Source organism: Streptomyces albidoflavus (assembly GCF_000719955.1).
GTDB classification, from domain to species: Bacteria; Actinomycetota; Actinomycetes; order Streptomycetales; family Streptomycetaceae; genus Streptomyces; species Streptomyces albidoflavus.
On record NZ_JOII01000033.1, the window covers coordinates 12,969 to 31,225 of the forward strand.

16 protein-coding genes are annotated in these 18,257 nt (G+C 74.6%); 3 read left to right on the plus strand and 13 right to left on the minus strand.

The genetic code is table 11. From position 1 onward, the window contains the following. Window positions 1–34: 34 nt before the first annotated feature. The 4 genes from IF45_RS0125750 to IF45_RS0125765 form a co-directional block, all read right to left on the minus strand. Window positions 35–1,588: a DUF7059 domain-containing protein gene (locus IF45_RS0125750; protein WP_030309841.1), complete on the minus strand. Its 1,554-nt coding sequence runs from the start codon at window positions 1,586–1,588 to the stop codon at window positions 35–37. 252 nt (window positions 1,589–1,840) lie between these two features. Further along, complete coding sequence (locus IF45_RS0125755; RefSeq protein ID WP_003949662.1) at window positions 1,841–2,416, minus strand: hypothetical protein; 576 nt, start codon at window positions 2,414–2,416, stop codon at window positions 1,841–1,843. 246 nt (window positions 2,417–2,662) lie between these two features. Continuing rightward, the gene (locus tag IF45_RS0125760) at window positions 2,663–3,091 is read right to left on the minus strand and encodes an ATP-binding protein (RefSeq protein ID WP_008417402.1); all 429 of its coding nucleotides are present in this window, start codon (window positions 3,089–3,091) and stop codon (window positions 2,663–2,665) included. Window positions 3,092–3,378: 287 nt separating this feature from the next. After that, window positions 3,379–3,720 (minus strand): STAS domain-containing protein, encoded by a 342-nt coding sequence (locus IF45_RS0125765; protein ID WP_003949660.1) that lies wholly within the window; start codon window positions 3,718–3,720, stop codon window positions 3,379–3,381. 162 nt (window positions 3,721–3,882) lie between these two features. On the opposite strand from IF45_RS0125765, the gene IF45_RS0125770 reads away from it, so the two are divergent. Further along, on the plus strand, window positions 3,883–6,324 hold the full coding sequence (locus IF45_RS0125770; RefSeq protein ID WP_234479801.1) for a DEAD/DEAH box helicase: 2,442 nt from the start codon (window positions 3,883–3,885) through the stop codon (window positions 6,322–6,324). On the opposite strand, the gene IF45_RS0125775 is transcribed toward IF45_RS0125770, so the two are convergent. The 7 genes from IF45_RS0125775 to ssd form a co-directional block, all read right to left on the minus strand. Beyond that, window positions 6,287–6,676: an Rv3654c family TadE-like protein gene (locus IF45_RS0125775; protein ID WP_018470355.1), complete on the minus strand. Its 390-nt coding sequence runs from the start codon at window positions 6,674–6,676 to the stop codon at window positions 6,287–6,289. The two genes, IF45_RS0125770 and IF45_RS0125775, sit on opposite strands and share 38 nt — an antisense overlap. Then, on the minus strand, window positions 6,673–7,074 hold the full coding sequence (locus IF45_RS0125780; RefSeq protein WP_030309843.1) for a TadE family type IV pilus minor pilin: 402 nt from the start codon (window positions 7,072–7,074) through the stop codon (window positions 6,673–6,675). Before IF45_RS0125780 ends, IF45_RS0125775 begins: the two co-directional genes overlap by 4 nt. 100 nt (window positions 7,075–7,174) lie before the next feature. Then, the gene (locus IF45_RS0125785; protein WP_226660268.1) at window positions 7,175–7,762 is read right to left on the minus strand and encodes a DUF4244 domain-containing protein; all 588 of its coding nucleotides are present in this window, start codon (window positions 7,760–7,762) and stop codon (window positions 7,175–7,177) included. A 231-nt stretch (window positions 7,763–7,993) separates the two neighbouring features. After that, window positions 7,994–8,482, minus strand: a complete 489-nt coding sequence (locus IF45_RS34465; protein WP_313906411.1) for a type II secretion system F family protein — start codon at window positions 8,480–8,482, stop codon at window positions 7,994–7,996. Between the two features lie 341 nt (window positions 8,483–8,823). Next, on the minus strand, window positions 8,824–9,681 hold the full coding sequence (locus IF45_RS0125795; protein WP_003949654.1) for a type II secretion system F family protein: 858 nt from the start codon (window positions 9,679–9,681) through the stop codon (window positions 8,824–8,826). A 36-nt stretch (window positions 9,682–9,717) separates the two neighbouring features. Further along, on the minus strand, window positions 9,718–10,875 hold the full coding sequence (locus tag IF45_RS0125800; RefSeq protein WP_008417489.1) for a TadA family conjugal transfer-associated ATPase: 1,158 nt from the start codon (window positions 10,873–10,875) through the stop codon (window positions 9,718–9,720). Further along, on the minus strand, window positions 10,872–12,047 hold the full coding sequence (ssd, locus tag IF45_RS0125805) for a septum site-determining protein Ssd (protein WP_030309848.1): 1,176 nt from the start codon (window positions 12,045–12,047) through the stop codon (window positions 10,872–10,874). The genes IF45_RS0125800 and ssd overlap by 4 nt, the downstream gene beginning before the upstream one ends. Window positions 12,048–13,197: 1,150 nt before the next feature. On the opposite strand from ssd, the gene IF45_RS0125810 reads away from it, so the two are divergent. Beyond that, on the plus strand, window positions 13,198–14,070 hold the full coding sequence (locus IF45_RS0125810) for an HAD family hydrolase (protein ID WP_018470348.1): 873 nt from the start codon (window positions 13,198–13,200) through the stop codon (window positions 14,068–14,070). Window positions 14,071–14,342: 272 nt separating this feature from the next. On the opposite strand, the gene IF45_RS0125815 is transcribed toward IF45_RS0125810, so the two are convergent. Then, window positions 14,343–15,191, minus strand: coding sequence for a Fic family protein (locus IF45_RS0125815; RefSeq protein WP_003949649.1), 849 nt, complete (start codon window positions 15,189–15,191; stop codon window positions 14,343–14,345). A gap of 101 nt (window positions 15,192–15,292) precedes the next feature. Between IF45_RS0125815 and IF45_RS0125820 the strand changes: the two genes are divergently transcribed. Continuing rightward, the gene (locus tag IF45_RS0125820; protein ID WP_030309851.1) at window positions 15,293–16,279 is read left to right on the plus strand and encodes an ATP-binding protein; all 987 of its coding nucleotides are present in this window, start codon (window positions 15,293–15,295) and stop codon (window positions 16,277–16,279) included. 46 nt (window positions 16,280–16,325) lie between these two features. Here the strand turns inward: IF45_RS0125820 and IF45_RS0125825 are convergent, their stop codons facing one another. Next, window positions 16,326–17,600 carry a polysaccharide deacetylase family protein gene (locus IF45_RS0125825; protein ID WP_008417477.1) on the minus strand — a complete coding sequence of 425 codons (1,275 nt, stop codon included), beginning with the start codon at window positions 17,598–17,600 and terminating at the stop codon, window positions 16,326–16,328. Window positions 17,601–18,257 lie beyond the last annotated feature (657 nt).

Genomic DNA, 18,257 nt, shown 5'->3' on the forward strand with positions numbered 1-18,257 from the left:
GCAAGCGGTCCGCGCGCCCGGACGGACCGGGCGGCTACGCCTGGGCCCGCGTCCCCTCCTCCACCGGCTCCAGGAAGCCCTGCTCCACCAGGAGCCGGATCTGGGCGGGGGTCTGGTCGCGCAGGCGCACCGGGTCCTCGCCGACGAGCTGGGCGATGGCGTCGAGGATGCGCCCGGCGCTCAGCGAGCCGTCGCAGACCCCGGCGAACCCGGCGCCGACCGTGTCGACCTGGGTGGCCCGGCGCATGCCGCGGTGCTGGCGCAGGACCACGTGCTCGGGGTCCTCGGCGCCGGGCAGGCCGATCTGCTCCTGGACGACCTCTGGGGCGAGGGTGAAGTGCCCGGCGAGCAGGGCCGCGTCGTCGTGCGTGCGCAGGTAGTCCTGGCGGGCGAAGTGGGCGCGGACCGTCTCGCCGAGGGGCTGCTCGACGGGGTGCGGCCATTCCTCCACGACGACCGACGGCTCGGCCGCGCCACTGCGGCGCAGCGTGATCCAGCCGAAGCCGACCGCCTTGGTGTTCCGCGCCTCGAACTCGTCCAGCCACGCCTCGTACCTGGCCGCATAGGTCTCCGGGTCGGTGCGGTGGTCCCCGGAGTCGCGCAGCCACAGTTCGGCGTACTGGGTGATGTCCTGCACCTCGCGCTGCACGATCCAGGCGTCGCAGCCCTCCGGCACCCAGGAGCGGAGGCGGTCGCTCCACTCCTCACCGTCGACGTGCTGCCAATTGGCCAGGAAGTGCGCGTACCCCCCTTCGTTGAGCCGGTCCCCCGCCTGCTGAACGAGCGTGCGGCAGAGATTGTCCCCGCTCATGCCGCCGTCCCGGTAGGTGAGGCGGGCGCCCGGGGAGATGACGAAGGGCGGGTTGGAGACGATCAGGTCGTAGCGGTTCCCGTCGACCGGCTCGAAGAGGGAGCCTTCGAGGAGTTCGGCCTCGGGGGCGCCGGAGAGCGCGAGGGTCAGCGCGGTGAAGCTGAGGGCGCGCGGGTTGAGGTCGGTCGCGGTGACCCGGGTGGCGTCGACGGAGGCGTGCAGCGCCTGGATTCCGGAGCCGGTGCCCAGGTCGAGGGCGTCGCCCACGGGCCCGCGCACGGTGAGCCCGGCCAGCGTCGTGGAGGCGCCGCCCACGCCGAGGACGACGCCCTCGGCCGTGCTGCCGATCCCGCCGGCGCCGCCCACCGCGCAGCCGAGGTCCGAGGCGATGAACCAGTCCTGGCCGTCCGGCCCACCGTAGGGGCGTACGTCGATCACGGCGCGGATCGCCTCGTCCCCGGCCTCCCCGGCGGCCTCCCGGCGCAGCCACCCGCCCTCGACGGCGTCGTCGAGCAGCCCGCCGGGCAGCGCGGCCCCGGCCTCGGCGGGGGTGACGGGGCGCTGGAGGAGGAAGAGGCGGACCAGCGTGTCGAGCGGGGTCCCGCCGCGGGTCGCGCGCAACGCGGGCACCGTCTCCGCGCGGGCGAGGGCCGCGTACGCCGGGGCACCCAGCCGTTCCAGGAGCCCGTCGGCGGTGAAGTCGGCGTCGAGGAAGGCGGTCCGCAGGCGCGGGGCGAGGCCGGAGCGGTCGGTCAGGGGAAGGCTGGGGGTACTCACCCGCCCATTGTGGGGGCTGGGGGGTGTGGGGGACGGCAAGGGGCTGGAGGGCCCGGCTCCCGTGCGGCGAGGCCGGGGGCACGTCGTCGACCGGGCCGCACCGAGCGGCGTCAGGACCGGTCTGGGCGCGCCTTCATGACGGTGCGGAACCTGCCACTCCGTCCGACACGGCCGCGGGGCGGTTTCCCCGGGACACGGAGTCCCGGGGAAACCGCCCCGTGGTCACCCGGGGACTCGCCCCCGGGCGTCGGCTCAGGCCCCGGAGGGCGACGGTGCCGGTGACGTGGTGGAGCTCTTGCAGGACTCCTGGTTCTTCATCGCCTCGCCGACCTCGCCGGACTGGAGCTTCTCCAGCGCCTCGTTGCCGCTTTTGCTGATCTTCGACAGCTCGCCGGCGATGTCCTTGAGACCGTCCGCGAACTCGCCCTGGTCGCCCGTGTCGAGGTCGTCGACCTGCTTCTTCAGGTCGCCGTACGCGGTCGAGATGCCGTTGAGTTCCTTCACGGCGTCGTTCTTCGTCTTCTCGCCGTCGTCGACGGGCGGCGCGCCGGCCTTGCTCACCGCGGAACCGATCGCCTTGTAGGCGGCCGACATGTCCCCGAACGCCTTCGAGTCCGTCTTCTGGACATCCTCAGGACTGCTGTTGTCCGAGGTCTGCTCCTGGATCGCGGCGTTCGCGTCCGAGATCTTCTTGGCCTGCGGCTGCACGTCGTCGCAGACCTGCTTGGCCCACGCGTCGAGCTTCTCGGCCTTGTCGTCGCCGCATCCCGTCAGCGCCATCGCCAGTACCGCACCGCCGGACAGTGCGGCTGCGAGCTTCTTGTTCACCGGATTGGTCCCTTCCGTGGCTCTCGGCCCCGGAACTTACACGCCCCCCGGGTACCAACCCTCACGCGAGCGTCCGATACTTCCCCTTTTGAAGCCCTTTGGCCCAAGAGAGACAAGGCTCACGAACCCCGCACATTCCTTCCGGGAACCCTCACTCCGTCAACAACCGCCCGGACACCGGCGGTTGACCGTACGACCGGGACACCACGCAGGTCAGCGCGGGTACGGGGAGGTGCGCGGCGGGGATCAGGCGAGGGTGGTGGTCGGCCAGGACATGCGGATCAGGCCGCCGGACTCACCGGTCTTCACCTGGACGTCGTCGACGAGGCCGCTGATGACGGCGAGCCCCATCTCGTCCTCGCCCTCGGGGTCCTCGGTGACGGGCAGGCCGGCCGTACCGGCCTCGATGTCGGCGGGCACCGCGTGCGGCGCCTCGTCCACGACCTCGATGGAGAACTGCTTCTCGTCCTCGATGAGCCGCACCTGGACCGGCTCGGCCACCTCGTGGAGCTGGTGCAGTCCCACGGCCCGGGTGCACGCCTCGCCGACGGCGAGCCGCACCTCGTCGAGGGCCGCGTCCGCCACCCCGGCGCGGCGCGCCATCGCGGCCCCGACCAGACGTGCCGTCCGCACATGCTCGGGCAGCGGGGTGAAACGGAGCTCAACGGTGGCCATGCGTCCCCCTCGGATGTACGGGAGTGCTCTCCGGGAGAACCGGATCACCGAAGTCCGGCGACTCCCGTCTGCTGTGGGCCCGAGCCTGCCATGTGCCGGGTGAACGGCTGACGGCGGGCGCGGCGAACCACGTCCGCGCACAGCCGCGACCGGGCAGGGACGCGGACGCACCGGACCGGAGCCCCGTACGCGACGCGCGGGCATCGGGCGGGCGGCGGGCGGTCGCGACAGCGCACACCCGCCGACGACGGCGCGCACCGGGGCCTGCCCGGCGCGCGCTCCGCGTCTCAGTCGGTGGCCGCGATGGCCTCGTCGACCGACTGGTGGATCGGGAAGACCTTGGTGAGCCCCGTGATCCGGAAGATCTTGAGGATGCGCTCCTGGTTGCAGACCAGACGCAGGGAGCCCTCGTGGGCCCGCACACGCTTCAGTCCGCCCACCAGGACACCGAGGCCGGTCGAGTCGAGGAAGTCGACGTTCTCCATGTCGACGACCAGATGGAAATTGCCGTCGTTCACCAGCTCGACCAGCTGCTCCCGCAGCTTGGGCGCGGTGTACACATCGATTTCGCCACCGACCTCGACAACCGTACGATCATCGACGGTGTGGGTCGACAGGGACAGGTCCACGAATCCTCCAGCACCTTGCTATCGAGCGGTCATCCCTCGGGACACCTCGGCTTGATCCCCCGGGACGGTTCGCCAGCCGCGTGCGCATTCAATCACTTACCGGCAGGCGCGCACGACGCCTTCGCTCCATTGTCCGTCACGCCAGTGACAGACTCGGAGCCGATGACCGAGTTCTCCCGGCCGAGCCGTCCCGATGGGGGCGGAGCTCCTCGCCCCACGCCTCGCACGGTCCTGGACCGCCTGGTGGCCTCCCGACAGGGCAGCGGCCACGGTTCCGCCGTGCCTGCCGAAGGGGGCCACGAGGGCGGTGGACCGGCCACGACGCCGGAATCCCGCATCACTCATACGGAGCACCTGCCCCCGCGAGCCGCACGTCATGCCGTCTGGCCCGACCGGATTCGCCCGGAGGTGATCGCGGCGGTCCAGAAGGCGGGCATCCCGGACCCCTGGGCGCACCAGGCGGCCGTCGCAGAGCACGCGCTGGACGGGCAGTCGGTGATCGTCGCCACCGGCACCGCCTCCGGCAAGTCCCTCGCCTATCTGGTCCCGGTCCTCTCCAGCCTCCTCGACGGCGCCGAGGCCCCCAACGGGCGCGGCGCCACCGCGCTCTACCTCTCGCCCACCAAGGCCCTCGCCGCCGACCAGCTGCGCGCCGTCAAGGAACTCTCAGCCCCGCTCGGCAACGCCGTCCGGCCCGCCGTCTACGACGGCGACACCCCGGTCGAGGAGCGCGAATGGATCCGCCAGTACGCCAACCTCGTCCTCACCAACCCCGACATGCTGCACCGCGGCATCCTCCCGTCCCACCCGCGCTGGTCCTCCTTCCTGCGCGCCCTGCGCTACGTCGTCATCGACGAGAGCCACACCTACCGGGGGGTCTTCGGCTCGCACGTCGCCCAGGTGATCCGCCGCCTGCGCCGCCTCTGCGCCCGCTACGGCGCCGACCCCGTCTTCCTGCTCGCCTCGGCCACCGCCGCCGAGCCCGCGGTGGCGGCGGGACGGCTGACCGGGCTGCCGGTCAGCGCGGTGGACGACGACGCCTCGCCCCGGGGCGAACTGGTCTTCGCCCTGTGGGAGCCGCCGCTGACCGAGCACCACGGGGAGAACGGCGCGCCGGTCCGCCGTACCGCCACCGCCGAGACCGCCGGTCTCCTCACCGACCTCGCCGTGCAGTCGGTCCGCACGGTGGCCTTCGTCGGCTCGCGGCGCGGCGCCGAGCTGATCTCCGTCATCACCCAGGAGCGCCTGGCCGAGGTCGACCGCTCCCTCGCCCGGCGGGTCGCCGCGTACCGGGGCGGCTACCTCCCCGAGGAGCGCCGCGCCCTCGAACGCGCCCTGCACTCCGGCGACCTCCTCGGCCTCGCCGCCACCACCGCCCTGGAGCTGGGCGTCGACGTCTCCGGCCTCGACGCCGTCCTGATCTGCGGCTATCCCGGTACGCGCGCCTCCCTCTGGCAGCAGGCGGGCCGCGCGGGGCGCTCCGGGCAGGGCGCGCTGGCCGTCATGGTGGCCCGCGACGACCCGCTGGACACCTACCTCGTCCACCACCCGGAGGCGATCTTCGACCAGCCGGTGGAGTCGACCGTCCTCGACCCGGACAACCCGTACGTCCTCGCGCCCCACCTGTGCGCCGCCGCGGCCGAGCTGCCGCTCACCGAGGAGGACCTGGCCCTCTTCGGCCCGGCCACCCGCGAGCTGCTGCCACAGCTGGAGGCGGCCAAGCTGCTGCGCCGCCGGGCCCACGGATGGCACTGGACGCGGCGGGAGTCGGCGGCGGACCTCGCCGACATCCGGGGCGGCGGTGGCAGGCCCGTACAGATCGTCGAGGTGGGCACCGGCCGGCTGCTGGGCACCGTGGACGCCAACGCCGCCCACGGCTCGGTCCACACCGGCGCCGTCCACCTCCACCAGGGCCGCACCTATCTCGTCCGCGACCTGGACCTGGAGGACTCGGTGGCGCTGGTGGAGCAGGCCACGCCCTCCTACTCGACCACCGCCCGCGACACCACCGCCATCTCCGTGCTGGAGACCGACGCCGAGATCCCCTGGGGCGACGGGCGGCTCTGCTACGGCTCGGTGGAGGTCACCAACCAGGTCGTCTCCTTCCTGCGCCGCCGCCTGATCACCGGCGAGGTCCTCGGCGAGACCAAGCTCGACCTGCCGCCGCGCACCCTGCGCACCCGGGCCGTGTGGTGGACGGTCACCGAGGACCAGCTCGACGCCGCCCGGATCAACCCGGAGCAGCTCGGCGGGGCACTGCACGCCGCCGAACACGCCTCCATCGGCATGCTCCCGCTCTTCGCCACCTGCGACCGCCGCGACATCGGCGGCGTCTCCATACCGCTCCACCCGGACACCCTCCTTCCCACGGTCTTCGTCTACGACGGCCACCCGGGCGGCGCCGGATTCGCCGAACGGGGCTTCCACACCGCCCGCCAGTGGCTCGCCGCCACCCGCGAGGCCATCGACGCCTGCGAGTGCGAGGCGGGCTGCCCCTCCTGCATCCAGTCGCCCAAGTGCGGCAACGGCAACGAGCCCCTCCACAAGCGGGCCGCACTCCGGCTGCTCACGGTGCTGCTCCAGGGGGCCCCGCCCGCGCCCTGACCCGCACCGCGAACGGCCCCGCCCCCGCCTCGGCCGTCACGTCGGACACCTCCCCGACCAGGGCGCACCGCACCACCTCGGCCCCTTGCGCCGCCGCCACCCGCCGCGCCCGGGCGCAGGCTCCCTCCTCCCCTTCGCCCCAGTGGTCGGCCGCCGCGAGCGCGGCGAGATCGGCCACGCCGCCCGCCTGATGGCGTACGGCGACGGCATGACCCATCGCCAGCAGCGCGGCGAACACGGCGCAGAGCGCTGCCGAGGCCACCGCCGCCCAGACGGTGGCGGCACCCCGGTCCCGGTCCCGGCAGGACAGGGCTGTGCGGGTGCTGAGGGGGGCGCGTCCAAGGGGCCTCATTCGCCTTCCTCCCCGTTCCCGCCGGTGTCGCCGCCCGCCTGGGCCTCCTCGGTGGGCGGTCCCTCGACCGGGGTGCCCGTTCCGACCGTCTCCTCGGCCAAGGCGACGGCCCGTGCGTGCAGGCCGATCGTGAGCTCGCCCAGGCCGGGCGTCCTCGCCCGTACCTCGACCTGGACCAGGTCGCCGGTGCGGCCGACCGTCACCTCCGCTCCCTCGGGGGCCGCCTGGAGCGCGGCCTCGACGACCGCGGCGGGCGGGTCCTGCCGGGCCGCGGCGCGGGCACCGGCCCGCGCCGCGTCCACGCACTGGATGTGGGCGGCGACCGCCAGCAGGGCCCAGACCAGCGCCAGCAGGAAGACCACCAGTACCGGCAGCACGACCGCCGCCTCGGCGGTCACCGCCCCACGCTGGCCGTCCCTGCGCCGGCCGTCACCCGAGCGCCGGTACCGGCGCCAGCAGGCACCCCCGGCCCACCGGAGCCCCGGCGGCCCCGCCCGCTCAGAACGGCGCATCGAGAGCCTTCTCCACCGCCGACTGCAAGGCGGACGCCACCGCGTCACCCGTGACGATCTTGTACAGCACCCCGGCGAAGGCGACCGCCGCCAGCAGGGCCATCGCGTACTCCGACGTGGCCATCCCGGCGTCCCGGCGGGTCCGCGCCCGCGTCGTCCGCCGCCGGTGCCGCCGGGTCCCCTCGTCCCCGCGTGACCCGGGCCGGCGCCCCGCCGTCCTGCGCGGCCCGAACTCGTCGTCCGGCCTCGAAGAACGGCCGCGTGCTGACGGCTCCGGACCCTGGCCGCTCTCCACCACGACCAGCCGCACCGGCACCGCCTCGGACGACGCCCGCGCTCCGTGCCCGTTCCGGGCCGCCTCCCTGCGCCGGGCCCGATCCTGAGCCCGCAGCCGGGCCAGCGCCTTCCCGGGCACGAGGACGGGCAGAGCGGAGGGTGAGGCCGTCGGCGGGGCCGCTCCCCCTCGGGGCAGCGCCCCGGCCACCAGGTCGCCCGGCCCCTGCCCGGCCGACGCGGCTTCCTCGGCCGGGCGCTCCTCCGCGGCCTCGGGGGCCACTCCCTGACCACCCGTCACGATCGCCCCTTCCACAGCCGACCCCTTCGTCCCGGAACCGCTCATCCCTGCACCGCTCATCTCGGAACTCCTCACGTCAGCACTCCTCCTGTCAGAAACCGTTCGCCTTACTCCGGCGGGGCCATCGCCCCTGCCGTTCCGCACCGCCGACCGGACCGGCCGCCGACGCTCCTACTCCGCCGGACCGCGAGGGGCGGCCCCCGCGCGCCGGAGGCGCTCCCGCCCGTCACCTCAGCCCCCGCCCCTCAGCAGCCCGCTCGCCAGGCCGATCACCACCGGAGCGACTCCGAGAGCCAGGAAGGCGGGCAGGAAGCAGAGCCCCACCGGTGCCGTCACGGCGACCGCCGCCCGCCGGGCGCGTTCGGTGGCCGCTCGGTTCCCGTCGGCCCGTGCCTCGGCGGCGATCCGGGCCAGCGGTTCGGCGGCCGGAGCGCCGGAGGCGGCCGCGCGTCGCAGGCAGCGGGCGAGTGCCGAGGCCCCCGGGACCTCGGCGACGTGGCGCCAGGCCGCCTCCGGGTCCCCGCCGAGCCGGACGTCGGCCGCCGCCCGGGCGAGCCCCTGTCCCACCGCCCCGCCGACCGAGGCGCCGACCGCACGTGCCGCCTCCACCGGCCCCGCCCCGGCCGCGACACAGGCGGCGACCAGATCGGCGGCCAGGGGAAGCCGGGCGTCCACCGCCGGCCGGGCCGCGCCCCGCGCCCACGCCGGCCGCCCGGGCAACGATCGCCGTCCCTGACCAGGCATGCTCCGGGTGCCCCGTCCCGCCTCATGCCGGGCCATCCACCGGTGGGCCCACCAGCCCGCCGCACCCCCCGCGAGTACCTCCAGAACCCCACCGCCGACCAGCCACCCGGCGGCCGTTCCGGTGACCATGCAGGCACCGGCGGCCCGCCGCCCCTCGGCCCACGCCCGAGCCGGTGACGGCCCGCCCCGAGGCACGGCCCCGTACAGCCCGCGCCACCGCGCCCGCGTCGCACGGCGTGCCCTGGCCGACGCGGCCCAGCCCGCCAGCAGCACCAGGACCCACAGGGTTGCCCCCAGCCTGTGGACAAGGTCGGCGCTCATCGCGGCACCCCCGCCCGCCGCACGATCCCCAGCGCCCACCACAGCCCCGCCGACTCCAGGGCCGAGCCCATTAGCAGACAGGCCAGCCCCGCCGGCGTGTGGAGCAGCACCCGGAGCGGATCGGCCCCCATCGCCCAGCCCAGGACCAGGCCGAGCAGGGGCAGCGCCGCCAGCATCAGCACCGTCGATCGGGCCCCGGCCAGCTGTGCCGCCAGGTCGGCCGCCTGGTCCCGCTCGGCCCGGAGCGCCGCCGCCAGCCGTTCGACACCGGACGCCAGGCCCGCACCCCGGTCGACCGCCACCTCCCAGCAGGCGGCGAGCCCCGAGAGCCCCTCGGCGCCGGGCGCGCCCGCGGCCTCCCGCAGCGCGCCCGCGACATCCCCGCCGAACCGCGCGGCCGCCGTCACCCCGGCCTCGGCACCGCCCAGCCCCCGGGCCTCACCGACCGCGTGCAGCAGGGCCGCCACCGGCTGACGCCCGGACCGGACCTCCTGGGCCAGGGCTCCGCAGAGTTCCCGTACCGCCTCGGCCCGCCGCTCGCGGGCCCTCGTCGCCGCCCGGGCCGCCAGCCTCCGTCGCGCCAGCGGTACCGCCGCGCACCCGGCGGCCAGGGGCAGGAACGACTGGCCCGCGGCGGCCAGCACCGCCCCGGCCACCAGGCAGGCCCCTTCGGGCCGGGACGCGGCCCGGCGGCGTAACGCCTTTGCCGTCCACCGGTTCTCCGCCGGTGCCGCGCCCGCGATCCGGGCGGCCCGGCTCCGCAGCCTCGTCCGCCCGTGGACGCGGCGCGCGACCGCCTCCGTGCCCCAGAGCAACCCGCCCACCGTCACCGCACCGACCCCACTCACGCTCATCGCTCCGTCTCCTCGCTCACCCGCACTCGCCCGTCGTCAGATCCCCAGCAGTTCCCGCAGTCGTGGCCAGCCCTCCTCCCCGGCGAACCCGTCCGGGCCCCAGCGCAGCGCCGGGACCGTCACCACGAGCCCCGTCGACTCCCGGGCCAGTACGTGGATCGCGGCCAGCCGGCGCCTGCCGTCCCGGTCCCGGGCCAGGTGGAGGACGGCCGACAGGGCAGCCGCGACCTGGCTGTGGAGTGCGGCCCGGTCGAGCCCCGCCGCCGTCCCCAGCGCCTCCAGCCGGGCCGGGACGTCGGCGGCGGCGTTGGCGTGGACGGTGCCCGCGCCGCCCTGGTGACCGGTGTTGAGGGCGGCGAGGAGGTGCAGCACCTCGGCGCCGCGGACCTCGCCGACCACCAGCCGGTCGGGGCGCATCCGCAGGGCCTGGCGGACCAGGTCGTCGAGGGCGACGGCGCCCCGGCCCTCCTGGTTGGCGGGCCGGGTCTCCAGGCGGACCACGTGCGGGTGGTCCGGGCGCAGCTCCGCCGAGTCCTCGGCGAGGACGATCCGCTCGGCCGGTCCGACCAGCCCGAGCAGGGCCGAGAGCAGCGTCGTCTTGCCGCTGCCGGTCCCGCCGCTGATCAGGAAGGAGAGCCGGGCCTCGACCAGGGCCGCCAGCAGGCGGTCGCCGCCCGGCGGCAGGGTGCCCGCCGTCACCAGTTCGGCGAGCGTGAACGCCCGGGGGCGGACCACCCGCAGGGAGAGGCAGGTGCAGCCGACGGCGACCGGAGGCAGCACGGCGTGCAGCCGGGTGCCGTCGGGGAGCCGGGCGTCGACCCACGGCCGGGCGTCGTCCAGCCGCCGCCCGGCGACCGAGGCAAGCCGCCGGGCCAGTCCGCGCACCGCCTCGGCGTCGGCGAACCGCACCCCGCTGAGTTCCAGCCCGGCGCCCCGGTCGATCCACACCCGGTCGGGGGCGGAGACCAGGACGTCGGTGACCTGCGGGTCGGCGAGGAGGGGTTCGAGCGGGCCGGCCCCCGCGATCTCCGAGCGCAGCCGGGCCGCCGTCCGCAGGACCTCCGCCCCGCCGAGCATCCGGCCCTGTTCGCGCAGTGCCTGGGCCACGCGCGCCTCGGTGGGTTCCGCGCCTTCTTCGGCGAGGTGGCGCCGGACCGCGTCCAGCAGACCCGCCTCGGCGGCCATCGCGCTCATGCGGCCGCACCCCCGGGAGCCGGGGCCCACGCGTCACCGAGCGCGGCCCGGAACAGGTCGCCCCGGCGGACCGGCTCCTCCCGCCCCCGCGCCTCCGCCTCTCCCTCCGGCACCGGACCGGGGCTCGCGACGCGTCCCCACAGCTCGCGGCAGAACCGGGCCAGCGGGCCACGCGGCCCGCTCCCGGGCGGCGTGCCGGTCTCCTGTGCCTCGACGGCGGCCGGGTCGTACGGCACCACCCCGGCGAGGTCCAGGCCGAGCAGGGCGGCGACCGCGTCGGGCGCCAGTCCGCCACCGGGCGCCCCGGGCGTCCCCGCGGGCCGGACGGCGACCCGCAGGTCCCGCACCTCCGGAGCGAGCACGGCAGCCATGCGCCGGGCGGCCGCCACCGCGCGCAGCTCCGCCGGGACGACGAGCAGGGCCAGATCGAGCTGGGCCAGCGCCTCGGCCACCTCCCCGCCGGCCCGGCGCGGCAGGTCCACGACGACCGTGCCGCCGCCCCGCCGGGCCGCGCCGAGCACCGCCCGTACCGCTTGCGGCGGCACCTCGGCCGTGTCGCTCCGGTCCCAGCTGAGCAGCCGCAGGCCGTGCAGTTCCGGCAGCGCCTCCTCCAGCGCGCGGCGCGCCATCCTGCCCCGGGACCGGGCGAACGCCGGCCAGCGCAGCCCCTCGGCCTGTTCCCCGCCGAGCAGCACGTCGAGTCCGCCGCCCAGCGGATCGGCGTCGACCAGGACGGTGCGGCTGCCGCCGGCCGCCGCGGTCACGGCCAGCGCGCACGCCAGGGTCGACGCACCCGCCCCGCCGCGCCCGCCGACGACCCCCACGGTGCGGGCGCTGCGCCCCGCCCCCTCGACCACGTCGGCGATCCGGTCCACCAGCCACGCCTCGGCGTCGGGCAGCCGCAGCACGTGCTCGGCGCCGATCCGCACGGCCCACTGCCAGACGGCCGGCTCGCCCTGATTCCGCCCGACCAGGAGGACGCCCGGCCGGCGCGGAGCCCGCTCCGTCCGTGCCGCCGCGTCGTCCCCGACCAGCACCAGCGACGCGGCCTCCCACTCGCCCCGCCGCTCCGGCAGCGCGGCCAGGACCAGCGGCCGGGCCCCGGCCGCGGCGCACAGCCGCAGCAGGTCGTCCAGAAGCACGGGGTCCTCGGTCACGATGAGCGGCCCCACCGGCCCACCCGGTCCGTCGCCCGGCCCGCCACGCACTCCCTGGGCCCGGACGTCCCCACGGGCGCCCTCACCCCTCCCCTGCCACAGCTCCCGTTCCACGTCCGCGCCCTCTCCTCGCCGCCCTGCCGTCGCCGCCATACCGATGCCTCCTCGTCCCGCCCTCACGACCTCGTCCCGACCTCGCACCCCGCGCCTCCGCTCCCCGGCCAGGGCCCGTCCCGCGCACGCCACTTCCCGCCACGCGCCCGACCGGCGCCGCCAAGCCATCGCCCGTCCACGCCCGTACTCCCCCGCTCCCTCGCCATCGCTCCGCCGTCCTTCCTCTCCGGCCCCGGGGCCGTCGGTCTCCGCGCAGCGGGACGCGCGTCCATCGCGTCGCCCCGGGCCGCCCGTGACCGGTCGGGCCGCTCGGGTGCACGCCGGCCCCGTGGTCCGCATCCGGCCAAGGAAGAAGCCGTGCCGGCTGGGCCTCTGACGGGCAATCAGCGGAACCACTGCTTCCTCCTGGCCGAAAGTCGACGCACTGGTCCGCGTTCACAGAGAACTCGGCCTCGCGTCGACCCGAACTCCGGGCGAAGTCACGTGAACTCGCGCCCGAACTCCGGTCACGGCATTCACCTTGCAGAAGCCTGGGAAATGATGTGGATCTTGGTCGAAAACCGTGGACTACTCGCAGGTTGTGAATAACTCCGTCACCCGGACGAGAACCGTCCGGCGGGAACTTCTCGAGAACCCCCGAAGAGAGGGGCGGAGATCTCCATGAACATGGCGGAAGAACTCCTCAACGGCCGGCCCTCAGGCGGGAGAGGAGAGGCGGGAGGAGACAAGAGTGACGAACCCGAGCATGTCGTCCGCAGGCCGCCGTCCTGACGGTGCGTAATCGAACGTCAGGCGGGGCGGGCATATGCCGAAGGCGCCTCGCGCGGCTCGCGCAAGACGCCTTCGGTGGGTCCGGGCCCGTCAAACGTGCCCGGACATGCGACGACCCCCGCCGGGGGGGAGAGCGGGGGTCGTCCCCACGGCCGACTCGGGGGGGGAGGAGCCGGACCGGGGTAGCACGGTCGCGAACGATCCGTGACGTCCATGGTGTACCCGAGGGCCTTCTCAGGCAAACCCACGCGCCACACCTTACGCCGAATGGTGGGCGCCTATGCTCGACCCCGTGGAAAACCGCTCCTTGCCCCGCACCGCAGCCTTCTTCGACCTGGACAAGACGGTCATTGCGAAGTCGAGCACACTCACCTTCAGCAAGTCCTTCTACCAAGGCGGGCTCATCAACCGCCGCGCCGTACTGCGCACCGCGTACACACAGTTCGTGTTCCTCGCGGGCGGCGCCGACCACGATCAGATGGAGCGCATGCGCGCCTATCTCTCCTCCCTCTGTCGTGGCTGGAATGTGCAGCAGGTGAAGGAGATCGTCGCGGAGACCCTGCACGATCTGATCGACCCGATCATCTACGACGAGGCCGCCTCGCTGATCGAGGAGCACCACGCCGCCGGGCGGGACGTGGTGATCGTCTCGACCTCCGGCGCGGAGGTGGTCGAGCCCATCGGCGAGCTGCTCGGCGCCGACCGCGTGGTGGCCACCCGCATGGTGGTGGGCGAGGACGGCTGCTACACCGGCGACGTGGAGTACTACGCCTACGGCCCGACCAAGGCGGAGGCCGTGCGCGAGCTGGCCGAGAGCGAGGGGTACGACCTGGCGCGCTGCTACGCGTACAGCGACTCGGCGACCGATGTGCCGATGCTGGAGGCGGTCGGCCACCCGCACGCGGTCAATCCGGACCGGACGCTGCGCAAGGAGGCGGTGGCCCGCGAGTGGCCGATTCTCGACTTCCACCGGCCGGTCCGGCTCAAGCAGCGCCTCCCCTCCCTCTCCCGGCCCCCGCGTCCGGTGCTGGTCGCCGCGGCGGCCGTCGGGGCGGCCGCCGTCACCGCCGGGGTCGTCTGGCTGACCGCCCGCTCCCGGCGGAGTTCGGCGGCCGCCCAAAGAAGTGGCCGCCCGGGTTCCGCTTCGGCCTGAGGAGGAGTACAAAGGAAGTAACGGCCCGCGAGACCAGGGACATCCGAGAGGATGACCTTTCACGCAGCAAGGCCCCACGGACCGCACAGGACCGCCGAGTACCCACGCCACGCAGGACCCGACGAATCGGGTAAGCCGTTCCAGGCACCGGGCAAAGACTCCGGCCGGGCGGCACATCGCGAGGGACGCTTGGTAACCCGACGGCCCTGTGAAGCAGCGGTACGCGTACGCGTACCGCTGCTTCTTCGTTCTCCCGGGCTTCGGCCCCCCGCTCAGGCGGCTCCGCGCTGGAGCGCCTCGCAGACGGCGGTGGATTCGCGGGCGCCCAGTTCGAGGGCCTTGCCGCAGTGGGTGATCCAGGCGGCCATCCCCTCCGGCGTGCCGGAGACGTAGCCGTCGAGGGCGGCGACGTAGGCGGCCCGGCCCAGCTCTGCGTGGCCGACCTCGGCCGGGCAGATGGACTTGGGGTCGAGACCGCTGCCGACCAGCACGATGCGCTCGGCGGCGCGGGCGATGAGGCCGTTGTGCGAGGTGAAGGGGCGCAGCGCCAGCAGTTCGCCGTGCACCACGGCGGCGGTGACCAGCGCGGGGGCGGCCGAGCCGGCGAGGAGCAGCGAGTTGAGGCCGTCGAGGCGGCCGGCGACCTCGTCCGCGTCGGGCTGGGCCAGCTCGATCAGCGGCTCGTCGGCGCGCTCACCCGCCTTGCGGGGACGGCCCACGGTGTCGTCGCTGTCGGCGGCGGCGACCAGGTGGAGGCGGGCGAGGACGCGCAGCGGCGACTGGCGCCAGATGGAGAGGAGCTGGCCCGCCTCGGCGGTCAGCCGCAGCGCGGCGCCGACGGTCCGGTCCTCGCCGAGGCTGAAGTCGCTGCGGCGGCGCAGTTCCTCCAGGGCCCAGTCGGCGCCCGCCAGCGCGGCGGAGGCGCGGGCTCCGCGCAGCGCCGCCTCGGAGGTGATCTCCGTGCTGCGCCGGCGCATGACGCGGTGGCCGTAGACCCGGTCGACCGCCTTGCGCACGGATTCCACGGCTTCGGGCACCCCGGGCAGCTCGCCGAGCGCGACCAGGGGGTCGGCCGGTCCTGCGGCGGGCGTGGGGCCTGCGGACGCACGTGACGTACTCATGGGTACGACAGTACGCAACGCGCACCGTCACCCCACGATGGAGTGGTCTTCTTCACGCCGGTTCGCCACGCACCGCACCGGGCGCACTACGCTAGGTGAACATGAAGATCGGTTTCGTTGGGAAGGGCGGCAGCGGCAAGACCACGCTGTCCTCCCTGTTCATCCGCCACCTGGCCACCACCGGCGCGCCCGTCGTCGCCGTGGACGCCGACATCAACCAGCACCTCGGCCCCGCCCTCGGGCTGGACGACGCCGAGGCCGCCGCCCTGCCCCCGATGGGCGGCCACCTCCCGCTCATCAAGGAGTACCTACGCGGCGACAACCCCCGCATCGCCTCCGCCGAGACCATGATCAAGACCACCCCGCCGGGCCGCGGCTCCCGCCTGCTGCGGGTGGACGAGGAGAACCCGGTCTACGCGGCCTGCGCGCGCCCGGTGCGCCTGGACGGCGGCGAGGTCCGCCTGATGGCGACCGGCCCGTTCACCGAGTCGGACCTCGGGGTGGCCTGCTACCACTCCAAGGTCGGCGCCGTGGAGCTGTGCCTCAACCACCTGGTCGACGGCGCCGGCGAGTACGTCGTGGTCGACATGACGGCCGGCTCGGACTCGTTCGCGTCGGGCATGTTCACCCGCTTCGACATGACCTTCCTGGTCGCCGAGCCGACCCGCAAGGGCGTCTCGGTCTACCGCCAGTACCGCGAGTACGCCCGGGACTTCGGCGTCGCCCTCCGCGTCGTCGGCAACAAGGTGCAGGGCCCCGACGACCTGGAGTTCCTGCGCGAGGAGGTCGGCGAGGACCTGCTGGTGACGGTGGGGCACTCCGACTGGGTGCGCGCGATGGAGAAGGGGCGCCCGCCGCACTTCAGCGCGCTGGAGGCGGAGAACCGGGCCGCGCTGGAGACGCTGCTGGCCACCGCGGACGCGGCCTACGGGCTGCGCGACTGGGAGCGGTACACCCGGCAGATGGTCCACTTCCACCGGAAGAACGCGGAGAGCTGGGGGAACGAGCGGACGGGGGCCGACCTGGCCGCGCAGATCGACCCCGAGTTCCTCCTCAGCGAGGACGCCGTCCTCGCCCTGCCGGGCTGACCGGCACGGGGGCCCGGTCGTGTTCACCCACCGGGCCCCGGACCGGCTACGCGCCCTCGGCCTCGTCCTTGCCGGAGCCGCCGGACTTGGCGGGCGCGGCCGGGGTCTTCGCCGGGAACTTCGCCCAGCCCTGCTTCGGCTCCTTGCCGACCTTCAGGTCGCGGAGCTGGGCGAGGACCTTCGGGTCCTGGGCGTCCAGCCAGTCGACGAGCTGGCGGAAGGAGACGCACCGCGTCTCGGGCTTGGTGCAGACGTTCTCGATCGTCTCCTCGATGGCGCGCATGTAGGCGCCGCCGTTCCAGGACTCGAAGTGGTTGCCGATGATCAGCGGCGCGCGGTTGCCCTGGTAGGCGCGGTCGTACGCCTGGATGAGGCCGTCGCGGAGCTGGTTGCCCCAGGTGTCGTGCATGGCCGGGTCGCCCTGGGTGGTGGTCCCGGACTGGTTGACCATGAAGTTGTAGTCCATGGAGAGCGTCTCGAACGCGCGCCCCGGCAGCGGCACGAGCTGGAGCGGGATGTCCCACAGCCCCTTCTTCTTGCCGGGCCAGACCTGGTTGCCGATGCCGCTGGAGTCGTAGCGGAAGCCGAGGTCGGCGGCGGCGCTGATGAAGTTCTCCTGGCCTTCGAGGCAGGGGGTGCGGGCGCCGATCAGCTCCTTGTCGTAGTCGAAGGGGAGCGGGGCGGCGTCCTTGAGGCCGCTGTGCGACTTCCAGGTCTTGACGAAGCTCTTGGCCTGGGCGATCTCGCTCTTCCACTCGCCGACCGACCAGGTGCCGACACCGCCCTCCGGGCCGCAGAAGTGGCCGTTGAAGTGGGTGCCGATCTCGTTGCCCTCCAGCCACGCGCCGCGGACCTCGCGGACGGTGTCGGCGATGCCCTCGCGGTCGTTGAAGCCGATGTCGGAGCGGCCCGCGCCGTGCTGCGGCGCCTGGTACTTCTCCTTCAGCTCCTCCGGCAGCAGATAGACGCCGCTGAGGAAGTAGGTCATGGTCGCGTTGTTGGCCTTGCCGACCTTGCGGAAGTGCGAGAAGAGCTTCTGGCTGTCCTCGCCGGCGCCGTCCCACGAGAACACGACGAACTGCGGCGGCTTCTGGCCGGGCTTCAGCCGCTGGGGGCGCGGCTGGAGCGGCTGGGCGCCGGTGTGGGCGGTGGAGCCGTCGCCGATGAGGCGTACGGCGTTCTCGGGGGCCGGGGCGGGGGACGCCTGGTCGCCGGGCTGCTGCCCGGCGCCGGTGCCGCGCTCCGTACCGCAGCCCGCCAGCCCCGCCGCGCAGACCGCTGCGGTGACGACGCCGACGGTGATCCTCCTGGTGGCGGCCATCTCGGCACACCTCTTCCTTGGGTCGGGGTCTCCGGCTCGCCCGCGCTCGTCCGGCCGCGCCGCCGGGAAGTGCCGACCCCGGGACCGCCGGGACCTCCAGGCCCAGCCGCATGCGCCGTCAAGGTCGCACGGGCGGGTTCCGGCCCCTCCAAGACAAGCCGCATATAAGCGCACTATTCGCTCGCGCGGGTGAATCGATCACCCATTCACGGCTTTTGCCCCACCATGCTCTTTACTCTGCATTACGATCCGTTTACTCAGAGTTGATAGACGTGAGCCAGGCCCCGGCGTCGTCGCCCGCACCGCGACGCCGTTCCCGCGCCAAGGACCCCCACCCACCTCCGTCAACCACAGCCCGTCCGGACCGGCCCGCACCCGCCCCGGAACCAAGGGCGCGGTCCGGCGGTCGGCGGTGGTGATCCGCGGCGTCCGACCGCTCCGTGCCGCCCGGCCGCACCCGGGGGCAGCGAGGGCGGGACCGCCGTCCGAGGTGGGCGCGCGGTCGTCAACACACAGGTTCCGCCCGGCCGGGTCGCCGGGCGGCAGCCCAGGGGTCCCAGACGGCCCCGGTTCCTCCATCCCGGGGGCCGGAGCCTCACCACCGGGGCGGGCAGCCCGCACCCGGCACCACCACCGCAGGACAGAGACGGACGAGCG